The 19,402-nt window shown below is 63.4% G+C and carries 10 protein-coding genes; 7 read left to right on the forward strand and 3 right to left on the reverse strand.

Annotated features, from left to right (window positions below; all coding sequences use genetic code 11):
- The first annotated feature begins 58 nt into the window (after positions 1-58).
- The 6 genes from BB029_RS06930 to BB029_RS06955 all read left to right on the forward strand — a co-directional run bounded on the left by BB029_RS06930 (position 59) and on the right by BB029_RS06955 (position 6,510).
- Complete coding sequence (locus BB029_RS06930; RefSeq protein WP_065938659.1) at positions 59-550, forward strand: CS1 type fimbrial major subunit; 492 nt, start codon at positions 59-61, stop codon at positions 548-550.
- 122 nt (positions 551-672) lie between these two features.
- Positions 673-3,198 carry a CS1-pili formation C-terminal domain-containing protein gene (locus BB029_RS06935; RefSeq protein WP_065938660.1) on the forward strand — a complete coding sequence of 842 codons (2,526 nt, stop codon included), beginning with the start codon at positions 673-675 and terminating at the stop codon, positions 3,196-3,198.
- 26 nt (positions 3,199-3,224) lie between these two features.
- The gene (locus BB029_RS06940; RefSeq protein WP_065938661.1) at positions 3,225-4,463 is read left to right on the forward strand and encodes a hypothetical protein; all 1,239 of its coding nucleotides are present in this window, start codon (positions 3,225-3,227) and stop codon (positions 4,461-4,463) included.
- A 15-nt stretch (positions 4,464-4,478) separates the two neighbouring features.
- Positions 4,479-5,219 carry a pilus assembly protein gene (locus BB029_RS06945; protein WP_065938662.1) on the forward strand — a complete coding sequence of 247 codons (741 nt, stop codon included), beginning with the start codon at positions 4,479-4,481 and terminating at the stop codon, positions 5,217-5,219.
- Positions 5,219-5,749, forward strand: coding sequence for a CS1 type fimbrial major subunit (locus BB029_RS06950; protein WP_256558133.1), 531 nt, complete (start codon positions 5,219-5,221; stop codon positions 5,747-5,749). The genes BB029_RS06945 and BB029_RS06950 overlap by 1 nt, the downstream gene beginning before the upstream one ends.
- A 20-nt stretch (positions 5,750-5,769) precedes the next feature.
- Positions 5,770-6,510, forward strand: a complete 741-nt coding sequence (locus tag BB029_RS06955; protein ID WP_065938663.1) for a pilus assembly protein — start codon at positions 5,770-5,772, stop codon at positions 6,508-6,510.
- Here the strand turns inward: BB029_RS06955 and BB029_RS06960 are convergent.
- A complete protein-coding gene (locus BB029_RS06960) occupies positions 6,507-9,617 on the reverse strand; it encodes a transglycosylase domain-containing protein (protein ID WP_065938664.1) in 3,111 nt (1,036 codons plus the stop codon). The genes BB029_RS06955 and BB029_RS06960 overlap by 4 nt on opposite strands.
- A 458-nt stretch (positions 9,618-10,075) precedes the next feature.
- On the opposite strand from BB029_RS06960, the gene BB029_RS06965 reads away from it, so the two are divergent.
- A complete protein-coding gene (locus BB029_RS06965) occupies positions 10,076-11,494 on the forward strand; it encodes an amino acid permease (RefSeq protein ID WP_065938665.1) in 1,419 nt (472 codons plus the stop codon).
- Positions 11,495-11,544: 50 nt separating this feature from the next.
- Here the strand turns inward: BB029_RS06965 and BB029_RS06970 are convergent, their stop codons facing one another.
- The gene (locus BB029_RS06970) at positions 11,545-18,027 is read right to left on the reverse strand and encodes an NEL-type E3 ubiquitin ligase domain-containing protein (RefSeq protein ID WP_065938666.1); all 6,483 of its coding nucleotides are present in this window, start codon (positions 18,025-18,027) and stop codon (positions 11,545-11,547) included.
- 66 nt (positions 18,028-18,093) lie between these two features.
- The gene (locus BB029_RS06975; RefSeq protein ID WP_065938667.1) at positions 18,094-19,227 is read right to left on the reverse strand and encodes an OpgC family protein; all 1,134 of its coding nucleotides are present in this window, start codon (positions 19,225-19,227) and stop codon (positions 18,094-18,096) included.
- Between the last annotated feature and the right edge of the window lie 175 nt (positions 19,228-19,402).

Genomic DNA, 19,402 nt, shown 5'->3' on the forward strand with positions numbered 1-19,402 from the left:
TTGACGCCAGAGAACACCGCTTCTCAACTAAATACTGATGCCACTACAGGTACTTAAAATGCTTAAGAAGACCGCTTTCGTCCTGCCATTCATCGCATTGGCTTTCGGCTCATCCAGCGTATTCGCTGCCGGCGAAGCCACCAGCGTCATCAACATCAAGGCCACCATTCCTACCAAGCAGTTTCATGTCCAGCCGCGTGATCCCAACTTCGGTCGTGATGAAACCATGGCCTACAACACCGTCAGCGGTGAACTGAGTTCGCTGCGCGCCACCTACGATGTGAAGAACACGGATGGCTCGATCAAGGCCTACATCGAAGGCGGTCCTGCTTCGTTGACCAACGGCACTGCGTCGATCGCACTGACGAACACCTTCAACGGTGTGGTGCTCACCGGTTCGCCGCTGGAAGTGGTCGACGACGCCAGTTCCACCCCGGGTACCCAGGCAGATCTGGTCGTGGCCGCAGCCAAGCCGGCGGATGGCATCTCCGGCCTCTTCACCACTAACTACACCATCGTGTTCGACCACGAGCCACGCGTTACTCCGTAACGCCAAGCCCGTTGACTCAATAAGCAGCGGCTTATTGTTGGGTAGCGGTACCGGTCGGCAGGCAGCATTTGTCGGTCGATCGGTCTCCCTGTTTTGACGTCCGAATCCAGAGTATTCCGTTCATGTTCCCGATGACTCCCATCGCGGCAGCGCTCGCCCTGTTGTTTTGTGCGGGCGCGTTGGCGGCAGGTACCGCCGACGGTACAACCCCTCGTAGTTTGCTTTCCCAGGCCAAGGGATTGCCGGCGGATTTTGAAGAGCATTTTTTCGACGTGCCGCTGGCCGTCAGGGTTGAGCTGGATCAGGAGTTTGTTTCCGAGGCGATGATTGTCCTGACCCGCGATGACCGCCTGACCCTGCTCGACTTTACCGACCACGACGGCAGCGTGATCAAGGATGAGGAACGCGATCAGTGGGCCGATTACCTCAAGCAGGGTGTGGCCCTGGGGACGTGCGCCAGTAACTGCCCGGATGGGCTCATGGCCGTGCACTACAACCTGGAAAACTCCACGGTGTCGCTGCTGACCGAAAACGCCGAGCGCGATGAGCAGGCGCAGCGCTACTATTTCCTGCCCACTGGTGGCAGCACCGGCCTGATCGTACGCAACCAATTGAACCTCAGCGGCGGCGAAGGCCAGGACCTGGGCGGGCGTTTCGGCATCGACGCCAGCAGCAGCCTGGGCCTGTGGAGCCAGACCCTGAACATGCAGTTCTCGCGCCTCGGCGGTCCTGATGACGACGACCTCAACCACGCGGTGTACGCGCTTTATACCCAGCGTGAATTGCAGGGCAATTTCCTGCGCCTGGGTTACTTCACCCCTAACGCCGAAGGCCTGACCCGCCAGCTGCGCACGTTCGGCGCCAGCCCGGACACCGCGGTCGGCGTGATGTACGGCAGTTCCGACAGCCTGGTGATCAACAACTCCAAACCGGCGGTCTACCCGATCTATGTCACCGCCAGCCGCCAGGCATCGGTGGAGATTTACCGCAACGGCCTGCTGATCAACACCCAGCCGGTCGGCAGCGGCCTGCACAGCCTGGACACCCGACCACTGCCTGGCGGCATCTATGAAGTGGAAGTGCGCCTGGTGGAAGATGGCCAGATCACCAGCACCACCCAGGAGCTGGTGTACAAGCCCAACAACTGGCGCAACCACGACGAGCGTTGGCGCTACAACCTGTTCGCCGGCCAGGAAAGCAAACTGCTGAGTAACTTCGACGAACAAAGCAGCGGCAGTCCGACTGCCGGCGTCTCCCTCAATTACCTGGCGCATCCCCGTGTGGTGCTGGGTGTATCCGGGCGCCAGGTCAAGGACAACATGCAGTACGGCTCCTCGATCGACTGGACCCTGGCCGACCAGGCCAGCCTGTACGCCAACGTGTACTGGACGGAAAAGTACGGCACCGGCCTCGACCTCAACGGCTTATACAACTACGGCCTGGGCAGCGTGGTGTTCAACCACACCCGCAGCTGGCTCGACACCCGCAACACTTACGAAACCCTGCCCGATGGCACGCGTATTCGCCAGCGTGACATCTTTGTCGGCCAGACCAGCAGTTCGTCGATTTCGGTCAACCATCGCCTGAGCAACCTGCGTTCGATCAATGGCCGGCTGTTCTACAGCGAGGGCAATAACGAAGGCGTCGGCCTGGACCTGGGCTGGACCGAGCGCACCCACCTGTTCGGCAACGACGCCAATTGGCGGCTGTCGGTGTTCGACCGGCCCGCCAGCGCCAGCACGGGCGACCGGCGCAACCGCGGGATTGACCTGAGCGTCAGCCTGGCCCTTGGCGCGCCGGGCGAGCAATGGTCCGCCAGTATCGGCACGCGGACCTCCCGCGACGGGACCCGCGACAATAATGCCTCGCTGACCTACCGCAAGGACCTGCAGGACCACATGCTGCAAAGCGTGTCCGCCACGGCAACCACCGATACCTACGGCGTCGGTTTGTCCGGCATGGCCAGTTTCGAAAACGAGTTTGTCAGTGGTGACGGCTATGCCCAACGCTCGTCGTTCAACAACGAGTTGTCCGGCGGCCTCAACCTGGACAGCACCTTCGCCCTGGGCCAGCAGAAGATGGTGCTCACCAGCCAGTACCACGGCACCGGTTCCGGCCTGATCGTGGACGTGGAGACCGACGTCGATGACATCGCCCTGCGCGCCGACGACCTGAGCGGCGGCAGCACGGCCCTGCGCCCCGGCCGCAACTTCATCCCGATCACCGCCTACAAGGGTAGCTCGGTGAGCTTCGACTTCGAAGGCAACCATGCACCCTCGGCCACGATCCAGCCGCCGCGCACGCGCTACCACTTGAACAAGGGGGGCGTGGAGTATCGCAAGATCAGTGTGATGCAAACCGTGACCGTGCTCGGTCGCCTGGTGGACCCCCAGGGCAAACCGCTCAAGGGCTTGCACGTGATCAATCACGCCACCCGTGGGGTGAGCGAGGTCGACGGCTTCTTCTCGCTGGAAATGAACGCCAGTTCACCCACCCTGGAAGTGCGTCTCAACAACCAGTTGCTCTGCCAGTTCCGGCTAGACCCCTCCAAGGCGCGCAGCGAAAACAGCGTGCTGATGATCGGTGACTTGCGTTGCACGCCGGATACGTTGGCCGACACCACCACCGCCGAACAGATTGCCGGTTGAACATGATGACGAGACTAAGCAACGTTATGAAAACCCCCAGCGCCCGCGCGCCTCAACGTTTCGCCCTGGGCCTGGCTGTCCTGCTGTGTGGCGCTGGTGCAACGGCCGACGAAAACATCACCGCGCGGTTCCGCCCCGACCCCTCCAACCCCATGGTGAACAAATTCGAAAACACCACGCCGATCAGCTCGATCTGCGCCGCGCATATTCCGGCGCGCTGCAAGGCGTTGGGTATTTTCAGCCTGCGGGACACTACCCTCAGGATTGCCAGCGTCGCACCGATCATTGCCAATCATGAGGAGGAGCGTCAGGGCTTCATGGTCAAGGTGCCGTCCGCTTGGCGTGACTTGGTCGTGACCCATGCCACCACCCAGGAAACAGAGATCGTTCAAGTCCGGATCGCTGGCATCGGCGGGTATTGGTCTGTCCCCCGGCCTCCAGGCGTGTCGGCATGGGGGCAGCCAGGGATCGCCTGGTCAACACAGTGGCGGTACGCTCCTTCCCCTTGCCAAAGCACCAACCATCTTGCAGCGGGTACCGCGTCCGCTTCGTACTTCTGGCTGACGCCTGAAGGGGCCGGCCCTTGCAGCCGGAAACCGTCACAGGACCTGCTCAGGATGAACGTCAACACCATGGAGTATGCCTACGAACTGCGCACCCCCAACCCCTTGGGCATGTCCAGCGGGCAATACACCGGCAGCATCACCTACACCATGGGCCCTGGCGGCGATTACGATTTCGGCGACGTCATGATGCCCTCCAAGAACGCCCTCACGTTCAACTTCACCTTGAGCGTGGAGCACGACCTCAAGGTCGAAGTACCACCAGGGGGCAATCGCATTGAACTGGTGCCCCAGGGCGGCTGGCAGGCCTGGCTGAACCAGGGCCGCAAACCTGCGCGGCTGTTCCGTGACCAGACTTTCAATATCTCCGCCTCGTCGCGCTTCAAGATGCAGTTGGGGTGCGAGCGAACGATGGGCGATACCTGCGCCTTGAGAAACGCCACCGACGGCCACGCAGTGCCGGTGGATGTCAGCGTCAGCCTGCCCCATGGTTTGAGCGGCATGGACGGTGCGCCGGTGAATCGCCAGCCGCTGCTGCTGAGCGGTGCCGGTACCGAGTCGTTTCAACCGGGGTTCTATGTCAACCGACGGCCCGGCACCTTGCACTTCGAGGTCAAGAAGGACTACGCCGAACAGATGCTCGAACGGGGAGGCAGCACCTACTCAGGCCAGGTCACGGTGGTCTGGGATTCGGAACTCTAACGGGGATTTATGGCGATGAAACATCTGTTGGCACTGTGTGCGCTGTGCTGGTTGCCGTTGTCGGCGCCAGCGGCTCCCAACATCAACGTCGGGGTGTTCTATGACTACCTCGACGGTGACAAAAGTACCTACCTGAAACGGATATTCAACGGTGGCGACAGTACGGCGTTCATCAAGGTCTCGGTGATGGAGATCCTCTACAACGCCGATGGCAGCGCCGAGGAGGTCGAGCTCAAGAACGACCCCGGCAACTCCGCGCGCGATGGCCTGATGGCCACGCCGGCCCGCCTGATCGTGCCGCCCGATGGCATGCAGGGCACACGCCTGCTGTACCTGGGCGAGCGGCAAAACGAGCGTTATTTCCGCCTGCGTTTCGTGCCCGTGATGCCCGAGCCCGAGGACGATTTCGTGGTCTCCAGCGAAGAGCGCGAGGCCTACAAGAACCAACTGTCAGCCGGGGTCACGGTGTTGGCGGGGTTTGGCACGGTGTTTTTCGTGCGGCCCAAGGACACCCGCTTCGCCACCCGCATCGATGAGCAGCCGGTTGAGTACGGGCTGCATAACGACGGCAACAGCGTGGTGGTGGTCGATGAGTTCAAGGACTGCGCCAGTGGCGATAGCCAGGACTGCCTGCCCGTCACCAAGCATCACATCCTGCCGGGGCGTGCCTTCAGCTTTGCCAGGCAGGCCGGGCGTACCTACCGCTTCACCCTGATCGAGGGCAGCGAAAAAAAACCATATGAGGTCAAAGGCTGATGGTCAGTGAAATAGCCCCAGGGGGCGCGCGCCAGTCGTGCAGACATTGCAAGCTCGTGTTGGCGGCGCTGCTGCTGATGGGGGGCGCATTGCTGAGTACCCAGGCCTTGGCGATCCGTGAAGAGCAGGTGTTCGATGTGTCCGTGACCATCCCGACCGCAGACTTTTACGTCCTGCCGATCAACCCCGGGTTCCTGGAGCGCGAGCAAAAAATGGTCTGGGACCTGGTGCCCGGGCGCCTGCGCCCGCTGCGCGAGCACTTCGACGTGAAGAGTTCCGCCGGCGGCATCAACGCCCGCTTGGGCGCGCTGCCCACGCTGTTCAATGGCGGGCGCACCTATATCGACCTGAACGTCACCTTCAACGGCCAGGTGCTGGGACTCGATGACACCCTGGTGGTGCCGCACGACGAGGCGCGCCAGGGCAAGCGCGTGTTGCTGGATATCTCGGCGGTCGAGCCGGCGGATGGTTTTACCCCAGGTGAGTACTACGGCAGCGTCGAGCTGCTGTTCGATGCGGTACGGCCGTGATGATGGGCAGAGGAGTGGTTATGAAGGCTTTATATGCAATGCTGGGTTTGATCCTGTGTTCACTCAATGCCCAGGCCGGGCCGAACATCAACGTCGGTGACTTCTACGATTACTTGCGCGGCGATAAAAGCACCTACCTTAAGCGGGTATTCAATGGCGGCACCAAGACGGCCTTCGTCAAGGTCAATGTCACCGAGATGCTCTACAAGCCTGACGGCAGCTACGACGAGGTGCCGCTCAAGCTCGAAGCCGATGGCAGCGTGCGCAACGGCCTGGTGGCCAGCCCGGCGCGCCTGATCGTGCCGGCGGACGGCATGCAGAGCACGCGCTTTGTGTTTATCGGCGATCGCGAGCGCGAGCGCTACTTCCGGGTACGCTACCTGCCGGTCGCGCCCGAGACCGAAGACGGCTTTGGCCTCAGCGACGAAGAGCGCAAAGCCTACGAAGAGACCTTGGTGGGAGGCGTGCAGGTGATGGCCGGCTACGGCACGGTGTTCTTCGTGCGGCCCAAGGACAGCCGCTTCGACACCCGGGTCGAAAACGGCGGGCAGCGTTACACCTTGCGCAATGCCGGCAACACCGTGGTGGTGGTGGATGAGTTCAAGGATTGCGCGGCAAAGGACCGTACATCCTGCGCCCCGACCACCAAGAACCATATCTTCCCTGGCCGGGTGTTCAGCTTTGAAAAACAGCCCGGGCGGACGTATCGGTTCTATCTGGTGGAGGGCACCTCCGAACGCATCATCGAAATCAACGGTTAGTCTGTTGAGGTCACGGCACGAGGCGGGTTGCACAGGGTATGGCCGCCCGGTTGCAGGTACGGCATCAGCACTGGCGCCATGCCCTTGAGCACCTGCACCGGCAGCGCCGAGGTAAAGGTGAAATTCTGCGCGCCGCTGCCGGGCACGAAGGCCGTCAGCGTGCCGAAATGCCGGTCGCCGATATAGAACACAAAGGTCGCGGTACGGTTGATCGCCTTGGAGCTGAGGATGCGCCCACCGGCGCCGATGGCTTCGATGCGATTGTCCCCGGTGCCGGTCTTGCCGCCCATGGCCAGCGGTGTGCCGTCGGGCAACTTGAAGCTGCCCGACACGCGTTTGGCGGTGCCCGCATCCACCACCTGGGACAACGCACCGCGCAAGGCGGTGGCGACTTCGCTGGGCATCACCCGCTTGCCTTTGTCGGGGTTGTTCACCAGGCGGGTTTCATAGGGCGTGTCGACGGCAAAGTGCAGGCTGTCGATGCGCAGCGTCGGCTCGCGTATGCCGTCGTTGAGGATCGTGCCCACCAGTTCCGCCAGCGCCGCCGGGCGGTCCCCCGAGCTGCCGATGGCCGTGGCCAGGGACGGCACCAGGTGGTCGAACGGGTAGCCCACCGCCTGCCAGCGCTGGTGAATATCCAGGAACGCCTCGACCTCCAGCATGGTGCGGATACGACTGTCGCGGGCGCTCTTGTGGCGGCTCTTGAACAGCCAGCCATAGACTTCCTGGCGCTCATGCTCGCTGGCGGCGACGGCCTGGGTGAAGGTGGCGTCGGGGTGGTTCAACAGGTAGCCGAGCAGCCACAGGTCCAGGGGGTGGACCTTGGCGATATAGCCTTGGTCCGGTAGGTCGTAGGCACCGGGGCCGTAGTCTTTGTAGAGCTTGGCCAGGCGTTCGTCGGTCAGTTTTTCTGTGGCTTTGGCACCGGTCAGGTGCGAGCGCACGAAGTTGTTGAAACTCACCTGGCTGGCCTGGGGCAACAGGTAGCGGTGCACGGCGGCCAGGCGGATGGCGGTGGGGTGCAGGCTGTCGAGAAAGGTGGCGAGCCGCGCCTGGGTGTCCTTGTTGCGGTACTTTTTCCAGAAGCGCAGCAGGAAGGTCGTGCCTTCGCGGTCGGCGAACTGGGCCAGGTATTCCTGGCGCCGTGGGTTGCTGTCGTCCTTGAGCAACTCGGCACTGTTGTTGTCTGCGTGATAGGTGCTGTAGCGCACCAGGTCACGCATCAGGCGAATAAATGGCAGGTTGATCGACTCACGCAGGGCGTCGCGCAATGTCGGGTTGCGGCCGTTGTCTTCATTGCGAAAGTTATGGAAGCGATGCAGGCCGCCGCCGGTAAAGAAGCTCTCGCCGGGGCTGGCGGAATACGGCCGGTCGAGCGCGGCGTCAAGCATCTTCGACAGGCTCTTGTCGCTGTTTTGCGCCAGGTAATCCACGGCCCAGCGCGACAGGCGATCCTGCTCATCGATATCGACTTTTCTCAGCGCAGCCGGTGTCTGGCCGGCGTAGCGCTGGTGCAGTTCGCTGATGATTTGCAGGTAGGTGGTGAGCACCCGCAGCTTGGCGGTGGAGCCCAGTTCCAGCTTGCTGCTCTCGTTGATATCGAAGGGCTGGTCGGTGTTGTCGGTCTGCACCCGGACCCGCGCGCCGTCGCCGGTCATCTCGTACAGCGTGAAGCTGTAGCGCACTTGCGCGGTGCTGGCGGGCGTCAGCAGGCGCGGGCCGAGCAGGCCGAGTTGCCCGGCAAAGGCCGGATCGGCCAGGTGCTTGAGGTAGGCCGTGGCCTGGGTTTGCAGCTCATTGTGCAAGGTGCTGGTGGCGGACAGGTCGAGGCGATCCAGGTCATACAGCGGGCGGTTGAGCAGGGCGGCCAGGCGGCTGCGGGCCATGCTGATGCCTTTGTTGGAGTCAATCGCTTGGATCGTCGGCTGTTGCTGCCAGTCGCGGTAACTCACTGTGCTGGCCAGGGCGGCCCTTGCCAGGGCGGGGGCGATGATCCCGTCCTGCTCCAGCAGGCGAAGGTGGCTGTCGGTCAGGTTCGAAAGTTCCGCGTGGCCTTTGGACAGGTAATGGGAAGGCCGGCGCTGGGCGATCATCAACGACAACACTTCGCGCAGGGCCAGGCCCTTTTGCGCGAGGTCCTGCGGGCTGGTGTCGGCGAGCAGCGCGTTGGTGCGGTCGAAGTCGGCGCCGTACCACACGCGCAACCCTTCGGCCATGCCATGCACTTCGCCGTGACCGGGTACGGCGGACAACGGCACGCTGTTGAGGTAGTCGCGCACGATGTCTTGGCGCGCCTGCAAGGTCTGCGGGCCATCCCGATAGGCGCGCACGCTGGCGGAAAACATCTGGCGCAGTTTCTCGCCGCCGGACAGCGTCAGCCCGTCAGGGGAGTGGCGGTATTTTTCCAGCTGGGTGGCCAGGGTACTGCCGCCGGCGGTCTGCCCGGGCAAGTGCAACAGCTTGGCCACTTGCGACCACGCCGCCCTGGCGAAGCGTGGCCAGTCCACCGCCGGGTTGGCCTGGGGCTGGGCCGGGTCGAGTAAATCGCGGTTCTCGATGAACAGCAGGCTGTTGACCACCACCGGCGGGATCGCGTCGAAACGCTGGTAGGACTGCTGTGGGTAGGTGAACCGGTACAACGGCTCGGCGCGGCAATCGCTGATCGACAAACCGGCCTGGATTTTCTCCCCATAGGGCACGAACAGGCCGCGCTCGGCATAGGTCATCAGGGGGGCGGAGAAGCGCACCTGGCTCTGGACCAGGTAGTTGCGCTTGAGCAGGCGCGGCAGGAATTCATCCAGGTCGCTGTAGCCCAGGCGCTTGTCGAAAGGCCCGTCACCGGGATAGACCACGGCATCGCTGGGGCCGGGTTCGAGCCGGTAGTTCAAGGTGGCGGCCAGGCGGCTCAATTCCCGGGCCTGCCAGTGGGACGTGCGCATTTCGCGCTGGGCGGCAAACCCGGCGGCGATCAGGCCGATCACCAGCAACAGCCACGCCATTCGCCACCGGTACAGCCGTTTGCGGGAGCGTCGTGGCAATGGCTGTTCGTCCATGCTGTCGGTGGGAGCCGCAGCCTTGGTTGAATCGGTTTGCCATAAAGCGCCCATAGTCGATTGATCCATCCCGGCAGATTGATCGGACTTGATTCAAGCGTAGACGCTGATTGGCACCGTCGAGAAATTTGTCGGCGTGCGGGCGACCGCGTGCAACCCCTGGAGATTCGTCGCGGCGAAATCAGCCTGCCCATGGCCCGCACGGTGTTCTTCGACGCGCCGATGCGTGCGCCGCCAGGGTCAGTACGCAGGGCAATGGGCTTAAGCCGCGCACCATCTCCGTGCGATACTCCCACCGCGCAATCGGAATTTTCCGGGAGTTCCCGCTGAATATTGCCGTTTATAGAGTGAAAATCACTGGGTTGAGCTTTTTATACTGCACCCCCCCTGATCTGGCCCGGCCAGACCGGTTGACCCAAAAGGTCCACCGGAGACGGCATGCCATGGCTGACCCGCCGTGGCGTGCCGGACTCGGAGGCTCATATCCAATAACAAGACGAGGTTGTATCCCTATGCCAGTCGGCAACCACCTGCCCCATGGCGAGACCGCTTCGGGCGGCCCGCTCAAACGCGAACTGGGCGAACGGCATATCCGCCTGATGGCGCTCGGCGCCTGTATCGGTGTCGGCCTGTTCCTCGGCTCGGCCAAGGCCATCGAAATGGCCGGCCCGGCCATCATGCTGTCCTACATCATCGGTGGCCTGGCCATCCTGGTGATCATGCGTGCCCTCGGCGAAATGGCCGTGCACAACCCGGTCGCCGGCTCGTTCAGCCGCTATGCCCAGGATTACCTCGGCCCGTTGGCGGGCTTCCTGACCGGCTGGAACTATTGGTTCCTGTGGCTGGTGACCTGCGTGGCGGAGATCACCGCCGTGGCGGTGTACATGGGCGTGTGGTTCCCCGATACGCCGCGCTGGATCTGGGCCCTGGCAGCCCTGATCAGCATGGGCACCATCAACCTGATCGCGGTGAAGGCCTTCGGTGAGTTCGAATTCTGGTTCGCGCTGATCAAGATCGTCACCATCATTGCCATGGTGATCGGCGGCGTCGGCATCATTGCCTTCGGCTTCGGCAACGACGGCGTGGCCCTGGGGATTTCCAACCTGTGGAGCCACGGCGGCTTCATGCCCAATGGCGTGCAGGGCGTGTTGATGTCCCTGCAAATGGTGATGTTCGCCTACCTGGGCGTGGAGATGATCGGCCTCACCGCCGGTGAAGCGAAGAACCCGCAGAAGACCATTCCCCGCGCCATCGGCTCGGTGTTCTGGCGCATTTTGCTGTTCTACGTGGGCGCGTTGTTCGTGATCCTGTCGATCTACCCGTGGAATGAAATCGGCACCCAGGGCAGCCCGTTCGTGATGACCTTCGAGCGCCTGGGCATCAAGACCGCCGCCGGCATCATCAACTTCGTGGTGATCACTGCGGCACTGTCGTCGTGCAACGGCGGCATCTTCAGCACCGGGCGCATGCTCTACAGCCTGGCGCAGAACGGCCAGGCTCCGGCCGCGTTCGGTACCACCTCGAGCAACGGCGTACCGCGCAAGGCGCTGCTGTTGTCGATCTTCGCCTTGCTGCTGGGCGTGCTGCTCAACTACCTGGTACCGGAGAAAGTCTTCGTCTGGGTCACGTCCATCGCTACCTTCGGCGCGATCTGGACGTGGGTCATGATCCTGCTGGCCCAGCTCAAGTTTCGTAAGAGCCTGAGCCCGGCCGAACAGAAAGCCCTCAAGTACCGCATGTGGCTGTACCCGGTCAGTTCGTACCTGGCCCTGGGGTTCCTGGTGCTGGTGGTGGGCCTGATGGCGTACTTCCCGGATACCCGCGTGGCACTGTATGTGGGGCCGGCCTTCCTGGTGCTGCTGACCGTGTTGTTCTACGTGTTCAAGCTGCAGCCGACCCCGGTCGTCCAGGGTTCACAGCCGTCGGCGTGATCCCTTGAGCGCGGGCCGGCCTGTGTTACGACAGGTCGGCCCGCACGGTCTCAGACCCGCTGCAACGTGCGTTGCGTGCCTTCGGTCAACTGCCGCACCAGGCGGTTGTGTTCGTTGGCTTCCTCGTCGGCCAGTTGCTGGCGACGCTCCAGGTATTCATCCGAACGCCTGTCCGGCAATTCCTGATCCAGCACACTGACTTTGTAGGTGATGGTGTCCTTGACGGTGAAAAACGCCTCCGGCTCGCTGCTGGCCAGGTACTCGACCCAGAACTCGGTGGCCAGGATCGCCTCCTGCAACGCCGGTGACTGGCCGAGCCTGCGCAGGGTCCGGCGCGCCTCGTCGATCACCGCCGGTGTCACATAGTCATCCACGCTGTACAGCAGCTCCAGCGGATAAAACGGCAAGTTGAATTCCCGTGCCAGTTTACTGCGCAGGTAGATCGTCACCTCGGCGGGGTCGGCGTCCAGGTCGGCCCGTTCGCGCGCCAGCACGAACTGGTCGGCAAAGTGGTCGAGCTGATTGAGGTAGAAACAACTCTTGGCCAGTTCCAGCAAGGCCCGGTCGGCCAGGTAGCTCCTGGGTTGCAGCTTGGCCTGGTGGATACGGTGATGCAGTTCCATGTTGGTAAAGGCCAGCAGCACGCTGTCGCCGCAATTGCCTGAGCCGTAGGTATTGAGGCAGATCGTGTTGCGCAGTTGCGTCGACTCGCCCATTGCCATCAGCAGGCTCCAGACCCGCTCGGTCAGCCGCGTTCTTGAGGTGTTGCTGCGGTAGGCGTGGGTCCGCTTGAGGTCGCGCAGGACCCGGAACACATCATCGGCACTCGCCGTTTCATTGGCCTGCAGTTGCTCCCACAATTGTCGGCGGGCCGCCACGTCCTGCGCTGCGACGCCGGTCAGCCAGGTATCGAAGTCATTCGGCGCCACGGGGGCATGGGCCGGTGTGCGCAGTTGACCGCCCAGGCGGATACCCGTGGCGATACGGTAGGCGTCGATGCTTGCCAGGGTCTCGGCGGACAGCGGGTTTTCGTGCAGCAGGGTGTTGCGATTGGCCATTTGCAGCCAGGGGTTGCTGAAGACTTCGTCGGGAATGGTGCTGATCCCGTTGGCCTGCAAGTGCAGCTCGGTCAGCACCGGCAGCGCGCTGGCGCCGATGGGCCATTGGGTGATACCGGTGTTGGCCAGGTGCAGGGTATTGAGCTGCAGCATCCGGCTGACATCCGGGGTGAGGGTCAGGTCCGGGTTGTCGTTCAGGTCAAGTTTCTGCAGGTTGACCATAGTGGCCAGGCGCTGTACCGACTCTTCGGTCAAGCGCAGGTCGTTGTCGTTCAAGTCAAGGTGGGTGAGCCAGGTCATCTCGGTGATCGCGCTGGGCAAGTCGGTAAGGCGACAGTCGATGCGCAGGGCCTTGAGCTGGGTGAATTTGCCCAGGAACTCTGCCCCCGTGGTCGGGAAGGCATTACCGGAAATCCGCAGGTACTCGATGTGGCTGAAGCCGCTGGTGCCGGTCAGGAACGAGCCGGGCGGCAGGCCTTCGTCGTCCAGCTGCAACTCCAGTGACGGCACGTTGAACAGGCCGGCGATGTAGAACGTCGCGTTTTCGCGCCGCCATGCGCCCCGCAGTTGGTAGGCGATATGGCGACGCCGGCCACGGTTCATGCCCAGAGGGTCATTGAGTTCGTCGTCGGCCGGCAGCAGGGTTTCGCTCCAGCGTGACAGCTCCACATCCATGGCCTGGTACTCGGCCTGGCGGCGTTCCAGCTCGATGAGTTTTTCCGGGTCGGTCATGTTCAGGGACTGGAGCATCCGCCGTGCATCGTCATTGTTGAAATGCGGGTAAAGCTCCTGGACCTTGGCCACCAGATCCGGCGGCCGTGGGCCGCGAAACGGCCAGATACGTTGCCAGAACGGATACACCAGGAACGAACGATCCACCCCCATGGCCGGTTGCATCCAGGGTTGCAGATGGGGAATATCCAGCAGGCCCTTGATTTCCACACGGCGCGCGAAGGCCAGTTCGGCCAGTTGGGTGCGCAGTTGGGTGATGCCGCTTTCGCTGTCCACTTCGAGCAAAGCCCGCTCGTCGGCGGACAAGCTGCTGAGAATCACCCGCAGCAATCGGTTCGAGGGCTCGCCCAGCGGTTCGCCCTGCGGGGTATAGGCCTGGTAACCGCGGTTGGTCCTGGCCACGGTTCGGCGCGAGGAGCCCTGCCGATGGCCGGCGGTTTCCAGCAGGCGCCCCTGATTGTCCCGTTCACGCACATCGATGCGCAGGGTCTTCGGCCAGGCGGGCAGGTTGTGCAGCAGGTAGAGGGTGATGCGGTCGCTGTCGGCGTTGGCGCAGGCATCCACATACAGGCCTTCGAACGCCCGGTTCAAGCGTAACTCGTGGCCGCTCAGGCGCGCCTGTTCGGCCAGGCGCAGGCTCACGCGGTCATGCTCATGCAGCTGTTTGAGCTCGCGCTTGGAGGCCTGGCCGAGAATCGCCTTGACCGTGCTGGTGGACAGGTCCGGGTGCTTGGTCTTGAAGCGGCGCTCCGGCTCGCTGCCCGCCGACTCGCTGCGCATGTACAAGGACTCGAGGATTTGCGAGCGCTCGCGGTCGGTGTAGTCAACGATCCGGGTGATCAGCTGGAACAGCCGCTGTTCCTGGGTCTGCGGCAGCGTGCCGAGCAGTGCCAGGGTCAGGTCGTCGTCAGCGATGAATTTCTCCAGCAGCCCGGCCGACTCGAGGTCCTGGTCGGTGGCGCTCACCACTTTGGCGTCGGGCCGATGGCGGGCAGGGTATCTGATGGGGGCGTCCTGGCCGACAATTTCCAGCACATGGCTGTCGGGCCAGCCGGGCAGGCTGGAGACCACCAGCAGTTGCAGGTCCGGGCGCGGATCGGGGGCGCTGGGCAGCTCATACATCGATTCGATGAAGCGGTCGATTTCCTGGTCGATGCGCAGCCGCTTGCAGGTATCGGCCAACAACGGTGGCGACGCCCGACCGCTGCGGTGTATCTGGCGCAGCACGTGGGGCGGGGTGTCGGTCAGGGCGAGAATGCTGCGGGCGGTGTCCTGGGGGAATGTGTAATGGTCGCCCCCGAGGCGATAGAGCAGGCTGTGGTCGTCCCAGCCCATGGGGTTCTCGCTGGACAGGCGCCATGCGCCCTCGCCGTTGTGCTCCAGGGTCGGGGTGTCGACACCGATCTTCTGCGGGTGTTTGAGCCGCCACTTGAACAGCCGTTTGTCATAGACGATCCGGTACCAGGAACCGAACAGCGGCAGATAGTGGTCGCCGGCCAGAGGGAAAATACCCTCGGAATCCGGCCGCAGGCTGGGCGGCAGTGCCAGGGTGTGCTCGTACTGGGCCAGTGAACCGTCGGCCAGTCTGACAAAGCCTTCCGGGCCGCGCTGGTTGCTCATGTAGTCGCCCAGGGTGATGCGCAGGCCCCTGGCGTCGGTGGCACTGTGCATGCCCAATTGTTGCCGCTCGTGGGGTTGCAGCACCGAACCGATGGCCAGGTAGAAACTGTCCACCGCCGGCGTCACCGCAATCGTGCCGGCATTGCGCATGTCATAGGCTTCATAGACACCCTCGCCGTAGTGACGCAGCTCCACGGTGAGGTCCTCGGGGCCGCTGGAGCGATAGGGTTTGGCGATGCGTCCCGCGACCACTTCGGTGATGAGGAAGTCGCGCTTGAGGCTTCGGCGTATCAACGCCGAGGCGAATTCCCGCGCCCATTGATCGGCATCGTTGTTGAACTGGCGCGGGTGGTACAGCGCATCGATCGCAGCGTCGATGCGCAGGGCGGTGCGGTGGTTGTCCAACAGTTCGGCAAAGGCCGTGGGCAGCCCGCCTTCACGCAGATAGGCCTGCTGCTGGCGTGGGGTGAGGGGATGCTGCGCCAACAGACGCTCCAGCAAGGCCGGTGACAGCGGGCTGTTGAGGTCGCGCAGTTTTTTCAGCAACGGCGTAACCGCCACCAAGGGCATCGACGCCTTGACCGGCAGGAAACGCCGCACATTGGCGGGCGGCAATAGCTCATGTTTTTCATAGCCGGCGTAGTTCACCAGGGCCGCGAACAGGGCCAGGCGTTCGCGCCGCGCCAGGGCGGCGACGTCGCGCCGTACTGCCAGGATCCGCTGTTCGAGCGTGGCGTCGAGTTGGTCCGTGAGACCCAGCAGCGAGGTACTCGGTTGCAGGCTGATGACCAGACTCAACAACGGGTCGGCCCGATAAGGCGGCAGGCCGCCGTCGCCTTCGGCCTGGTAGCGGTTGTCGGCGCCGCGCACGAGGGTGATCGTCGTCGGGCCCGGCATCGTCGGCTCGGTCTTGCCGAAGGTTTCGATCACGCTGCGTTGCGGATCGCTGATGCTCAGCAAGGTTGCGGCGGGCCAATCGGGCAGTTGGGTCAGCAGGCATAACACCACGCTGTCGCCATAGGGGGGCAGATAGCCGGCTTCATGAAAGCGGTTGATGATGTGCTCGATCACCTGGTCGGCTTGCAGGCGGCGCACGCCTTCGATCAGGTTCAACGGTGCCGGCTCGCCTTGCCACACGTGCTCCAGGGTGGCGCGGGAGGTGGCCGTGCTGCGCAGCATCCGCTCCAGGTCGGCCCGCGCGATCAGCGATGAGCCATCGGGCAGCATCTGTTGCAGCAACTGGGCATCCGACAGGGCCTGGGTGTTGTGCAGGTCGAAGGTCCAGGCTTGCAGCGCCGGGTTGAAGACAATCGGTGGCTTGTAGGGGCTGCTGCCGTTCTTGAGAACGTAGCGCTGGGTGGCCTGGTCGTGGGCGACCTCGGCCACCAGGGTCTGGCTGTCATGGTGCAGCTTGACGTATTGCTGGCCTTGCACGGTGAATACGCAGAGGGCGTCGGCGCGTTTACCCTCGAGCAGGTACTGCTGGCGATGGGCGTAGGGACGTGCGTCGGGTTTCCACAGCTCTTCCACCCCGTCGGGACGCGTGACTTTGCGCGGATTGCCCAGCCGCTGCAGGTGCCCGAGCATGCGCTGGCGATGGGCGCTGCCGGCGACGCTGATCAAGCGGCCGCTGATGGCCAGGTCGGCGACATCGCTGAGGGTCGAGGCGAAGCTGCTGGCATCGCCCTTGACCGCTTCATTCAGGCCCACGCTGACGCTGTAGGTCATGCTGCCCAACACGGCCAGCTGCATCACCCGGTTCATCCCCGTGACCCCGCCGGGCAAGGGCGTGAGCAGCACTTGCAAGACTTCGGCGGCAACGGCGGCGGTGGCGTCCTGGACCGCCTGCCAGTCGGCTTCGGAACGGCTGTTGGCCAGGGTGTCGAGGTCGGCCTGGCAGCGTTGGATCTGCCGGTAAGTCAGGGCTTGCACCAGGGTTACGGCGGGGCCGGCGTGCGGGTCGGTGGAGAAGCGGATGTCGTTGAGGGTGCGCTCCGGGAAGGCCGCGTGAAAGCCATCGTAAAGCCGCTCGGCCAGCCAGCTCATGCCCTCGGGGCGGGGTTGCCGGGTCACCAACGACTGGAACACCGATAACCCCACCAGGGGCAATTGCCGGGAAAACCAGCCCAGGTCGCCTTGCTGGTGGCTGTCCAGCAACTGCTGGCGAAAATCCACCTCTGCCGCGCGCGCATCGCTGTGGTAACGCAGCGCGCCGCCGGGGCGGAACGGAAAATAGGACAGCACCCCGAGGCTGGCGACCCTGATCAGCAGCAGCGGTACGGGAATGGCACTCTCCCAGGCGACGAAAGGCACGGCGATGACGGGGGTGACGCCCGAGGTCAGGCTCAGGCTGTCGACCGGCAGTTGCGACCCGCTGCCATCGATCGATGCGGTGAGGCTGTCATACATCTCGCGGGTCAGGCCGTTGCGGGCGCGGTTGCGCCAGGCGTCAAGCACATCGAACTGCAGCAGTGCCAGCGCCGCCTCGCCCATCAAGCGGCGCAGCGTGCCGTTTTCATCGAGGCTGGCCTTGATCTTCACCTGCAACTGGTGGCCCAGGTCCAGCTCGCGGGCAATGGCGATGAACGCCTGCGCCGTGAGGCTGCGATCGCCACCCGGCCCCACCACACGGCTGGCGTCCACCAGGCTGTAGCCGGAGTCCTGGCGGACCGAGGTGGTGAAGCCGAAATTCAGGCAGGCGGCCTCCCACAACGAGAGGCTTTTGATGTGTTCGATAAAGCGCAGATCCTTGTCGGAGCGCCGCGGTACCCGCACGTGACTGCCCGGCTGCCGGTCCCAGGGCAGCGGTTGCTCGATCTTTTCCAGGTAGGTGGTTTCGAAGCGATACTGCTCCGGATCGCGCCCACCGATCCGGTCACGCAACTGCGCCAGGCCATCTGCCTTGAAGCTGCGGACCACCCGTTCCTTTTCGGCTTCAACCGCCGCCATGGCCGCCAGGGCGTTGCGTTGCAGGCGCAGGAAGCGGGGTTTTTCCTCGGCGTCCAGGCCTTCCAGGGCTTGCAGGATATTGCGCTGGATCAGCTCCAGCGCCTGTTGCTGGGCCCAGGTGGTACTCGATTGCAGATTGCCGGACAGGCCGTTGAGTAATTGATGAGTCGGCATGCGCTCTACCTTTCACGATAAGTGGAAGGCAGATGGAAGCACCGCGCATACCGGCGCTGGGGCTATCTATTTAAGGGCCGGCGCCTCGCCGCGCAGCGCCAGGTCCAGGCGCCTGTTGAACTCCAGCCACGCCGCCAGCCCGGCCATCAGCGCCAGCCCCAGCAACGCGCTGAAAACCTGCATCGGCCAGGCATCCTCGACCTGGGCGTTGAGCATGTCCGCCAGCGGTGCCAGCAGCACGCCGAGGCAGAACACCTCCAGGGAGTAACGGCCCATGCGGCAGCTTTGTTGCGACCACCAGGTTTGCGTCCAGCCGCGACCCGGCAACAGCTTGGCGGTGACATAGGCCAGGGCCAGGAAGTGCAGCAGGCGCAGCGGCGACAGGTCGGTCTTGCTGATGGGATAGATCAGGTCGCTGAGCCATGACGGCATCAACGCGTCATGCACCTCGGGCCAGCGCCATGACAGGGTCAGCACACACGCCACCACGGTGTACACCGCCGCCGCCATGAACAACGGCTGGCGCTTGAGCGGGCGCTGTTCCGGCGGTCGCCCTTGACTGGCCTGCAGCGCCGCCGCGCCACCGAGGATAAACAGGAACTGCCAGGTCACCGGGTTGAAGTACCACACGCCGTCGGCAATCGCCCGCAGGTTCCAGCCCATCCACGGCGCCAGCAGATACACCGTCGCCGACGCAGCCACCACCAGCCAGGTGTGGCGCAGCAGCAGCGGCAATACCAGCGGCAACCCCGCCAGCAGCACGATATACAGCGGCAGCGGGTCCATCAGGTTGGGCTTGAAGCGCAGCAGCAGCTCATCGGTGAGGGCCTGTTGCGGGTGAGTGACGAAGTGCGTCAGGCCCATCTCTTGAACCAGGTCGCGGGTTTCCACATGGCTGTTGGCGAAGAACACGATGCCCATCAGCATCGCCAGCAAAAAGATATGCACCACGTACAACACCCAGGCGCGACGCAGGATTTTCAGCGAGGCAATCCAGTAGCCGTCGCGTTGCAGGATCTTGCCGTAGGCCAGCACTGCGGCGTAACCGGCGAGGAATACAAAGACCTCGGCCGCATCGCTGAAACCAAAATTGCGCAGGGTGATCTGGCCGAGAGGATTGTGGGGGACGTGATCCCAGAAAATGAAGATCAACGCCAGGCCCCGAAAAAAATCGATGCGTGGGTCGCGTCCGTTCAGCATGGCAGCGGGCTCTTGAACAAAAGGTTTAGTAATGACCGGCGAGCGTGCAGGTTGTCGTACGCCACACGTCGGGCGGGCGCAGGTTGGCGGTATTTGTAAGCAATTGCAAAGGTTGGGTATTACTGAATGTCTCAACTTGCGGCGCTGTGTACCTGTTAATTCCGACAGTAGACGA

The sequence above is a fragment of the Pseudomonas sp. S3E12 genome (genome assembly GCF_001702295.1).
Taxonomy (GTDB): Bacteria; Pseudomonadota; Gammaproteobacteria; order Pseudomonadales; family Pseudomonadaceae; genus Aquipseudomonas; species Aquipseudomonas marginalis.

Bases quoted from the DNA above. Each gene is read 5' to 3' on its own strand.
- BB029_RS06930 (WP_065938659.1), top strand. From the start codon at position 59: ATGCTTAAGAAGACCGCTTTCGTCCTGCCATTCATCGCATTGGCTTTC.
- BB029_RS06935 (WP_065938660.1), top strand. From the start codon at position 673: ATGTTCCCGATGACTCCCATCGCGGCAGCGCTCGCCCTGTTGTTTTGT.
- BB029_RS06940 (WP_065938661.1), top strand. From the start codon at position 3,225: ATGAAAACCCCCAGCGCCCGCGCGCCTCAACGTTTCGCCCTGGGCCTG.
- BB029_RS06945 (WP_065938662.1), top strand. From the start codon at position 4,479: ATGAAACATCTGTTGGCACTGTGTGCGCTGTGCTGGTTGCCGTTGTCG.
- BB029_RS06950 (WP_256558133.1), top strand. From the start codon at position 5,219: ATGGTCAGTGAAATAGCCCCAGGGGGCGCGCGCCAGTCGTGCAGACAT.
- BB029_RS06955 (WP_065938663.1), top strand. From the start codon at position 5,770: ATGAAGGCTTTATATGCAATGCTGGGTTTGATCCTGTGTTCACTCAAT.
- BB029_RS06960 (WP_065938664.1), bottom strand. From the start codon at position 9,617: ATGGGCGCTTTATGGCAAACCGATTCAACCAAGGCTGCGGCTCCCACC.
- BB029_RS06965 (WP_065938665.1), top strand. From the start codon at position 10,076: ATGCCAGTCGGCAACCACCTGCCCCATGGCGAGACCGCTTCGGGCGGC.
- BB029_RS06970 (WP_065938666.1), bottom strand. From the start codon at position 18,027: ATGCCGACTCATCAATTACTCAACGGCCTGTCCGGCAATCTGCAATCG.
- BB029_RS06975 (WP_065938667.1), bottom strand. From the start codon at position 19,227: ATGCTGAACGGACGCGACCCACGCATCGATTTTTTTCGGGGCCTGGCG.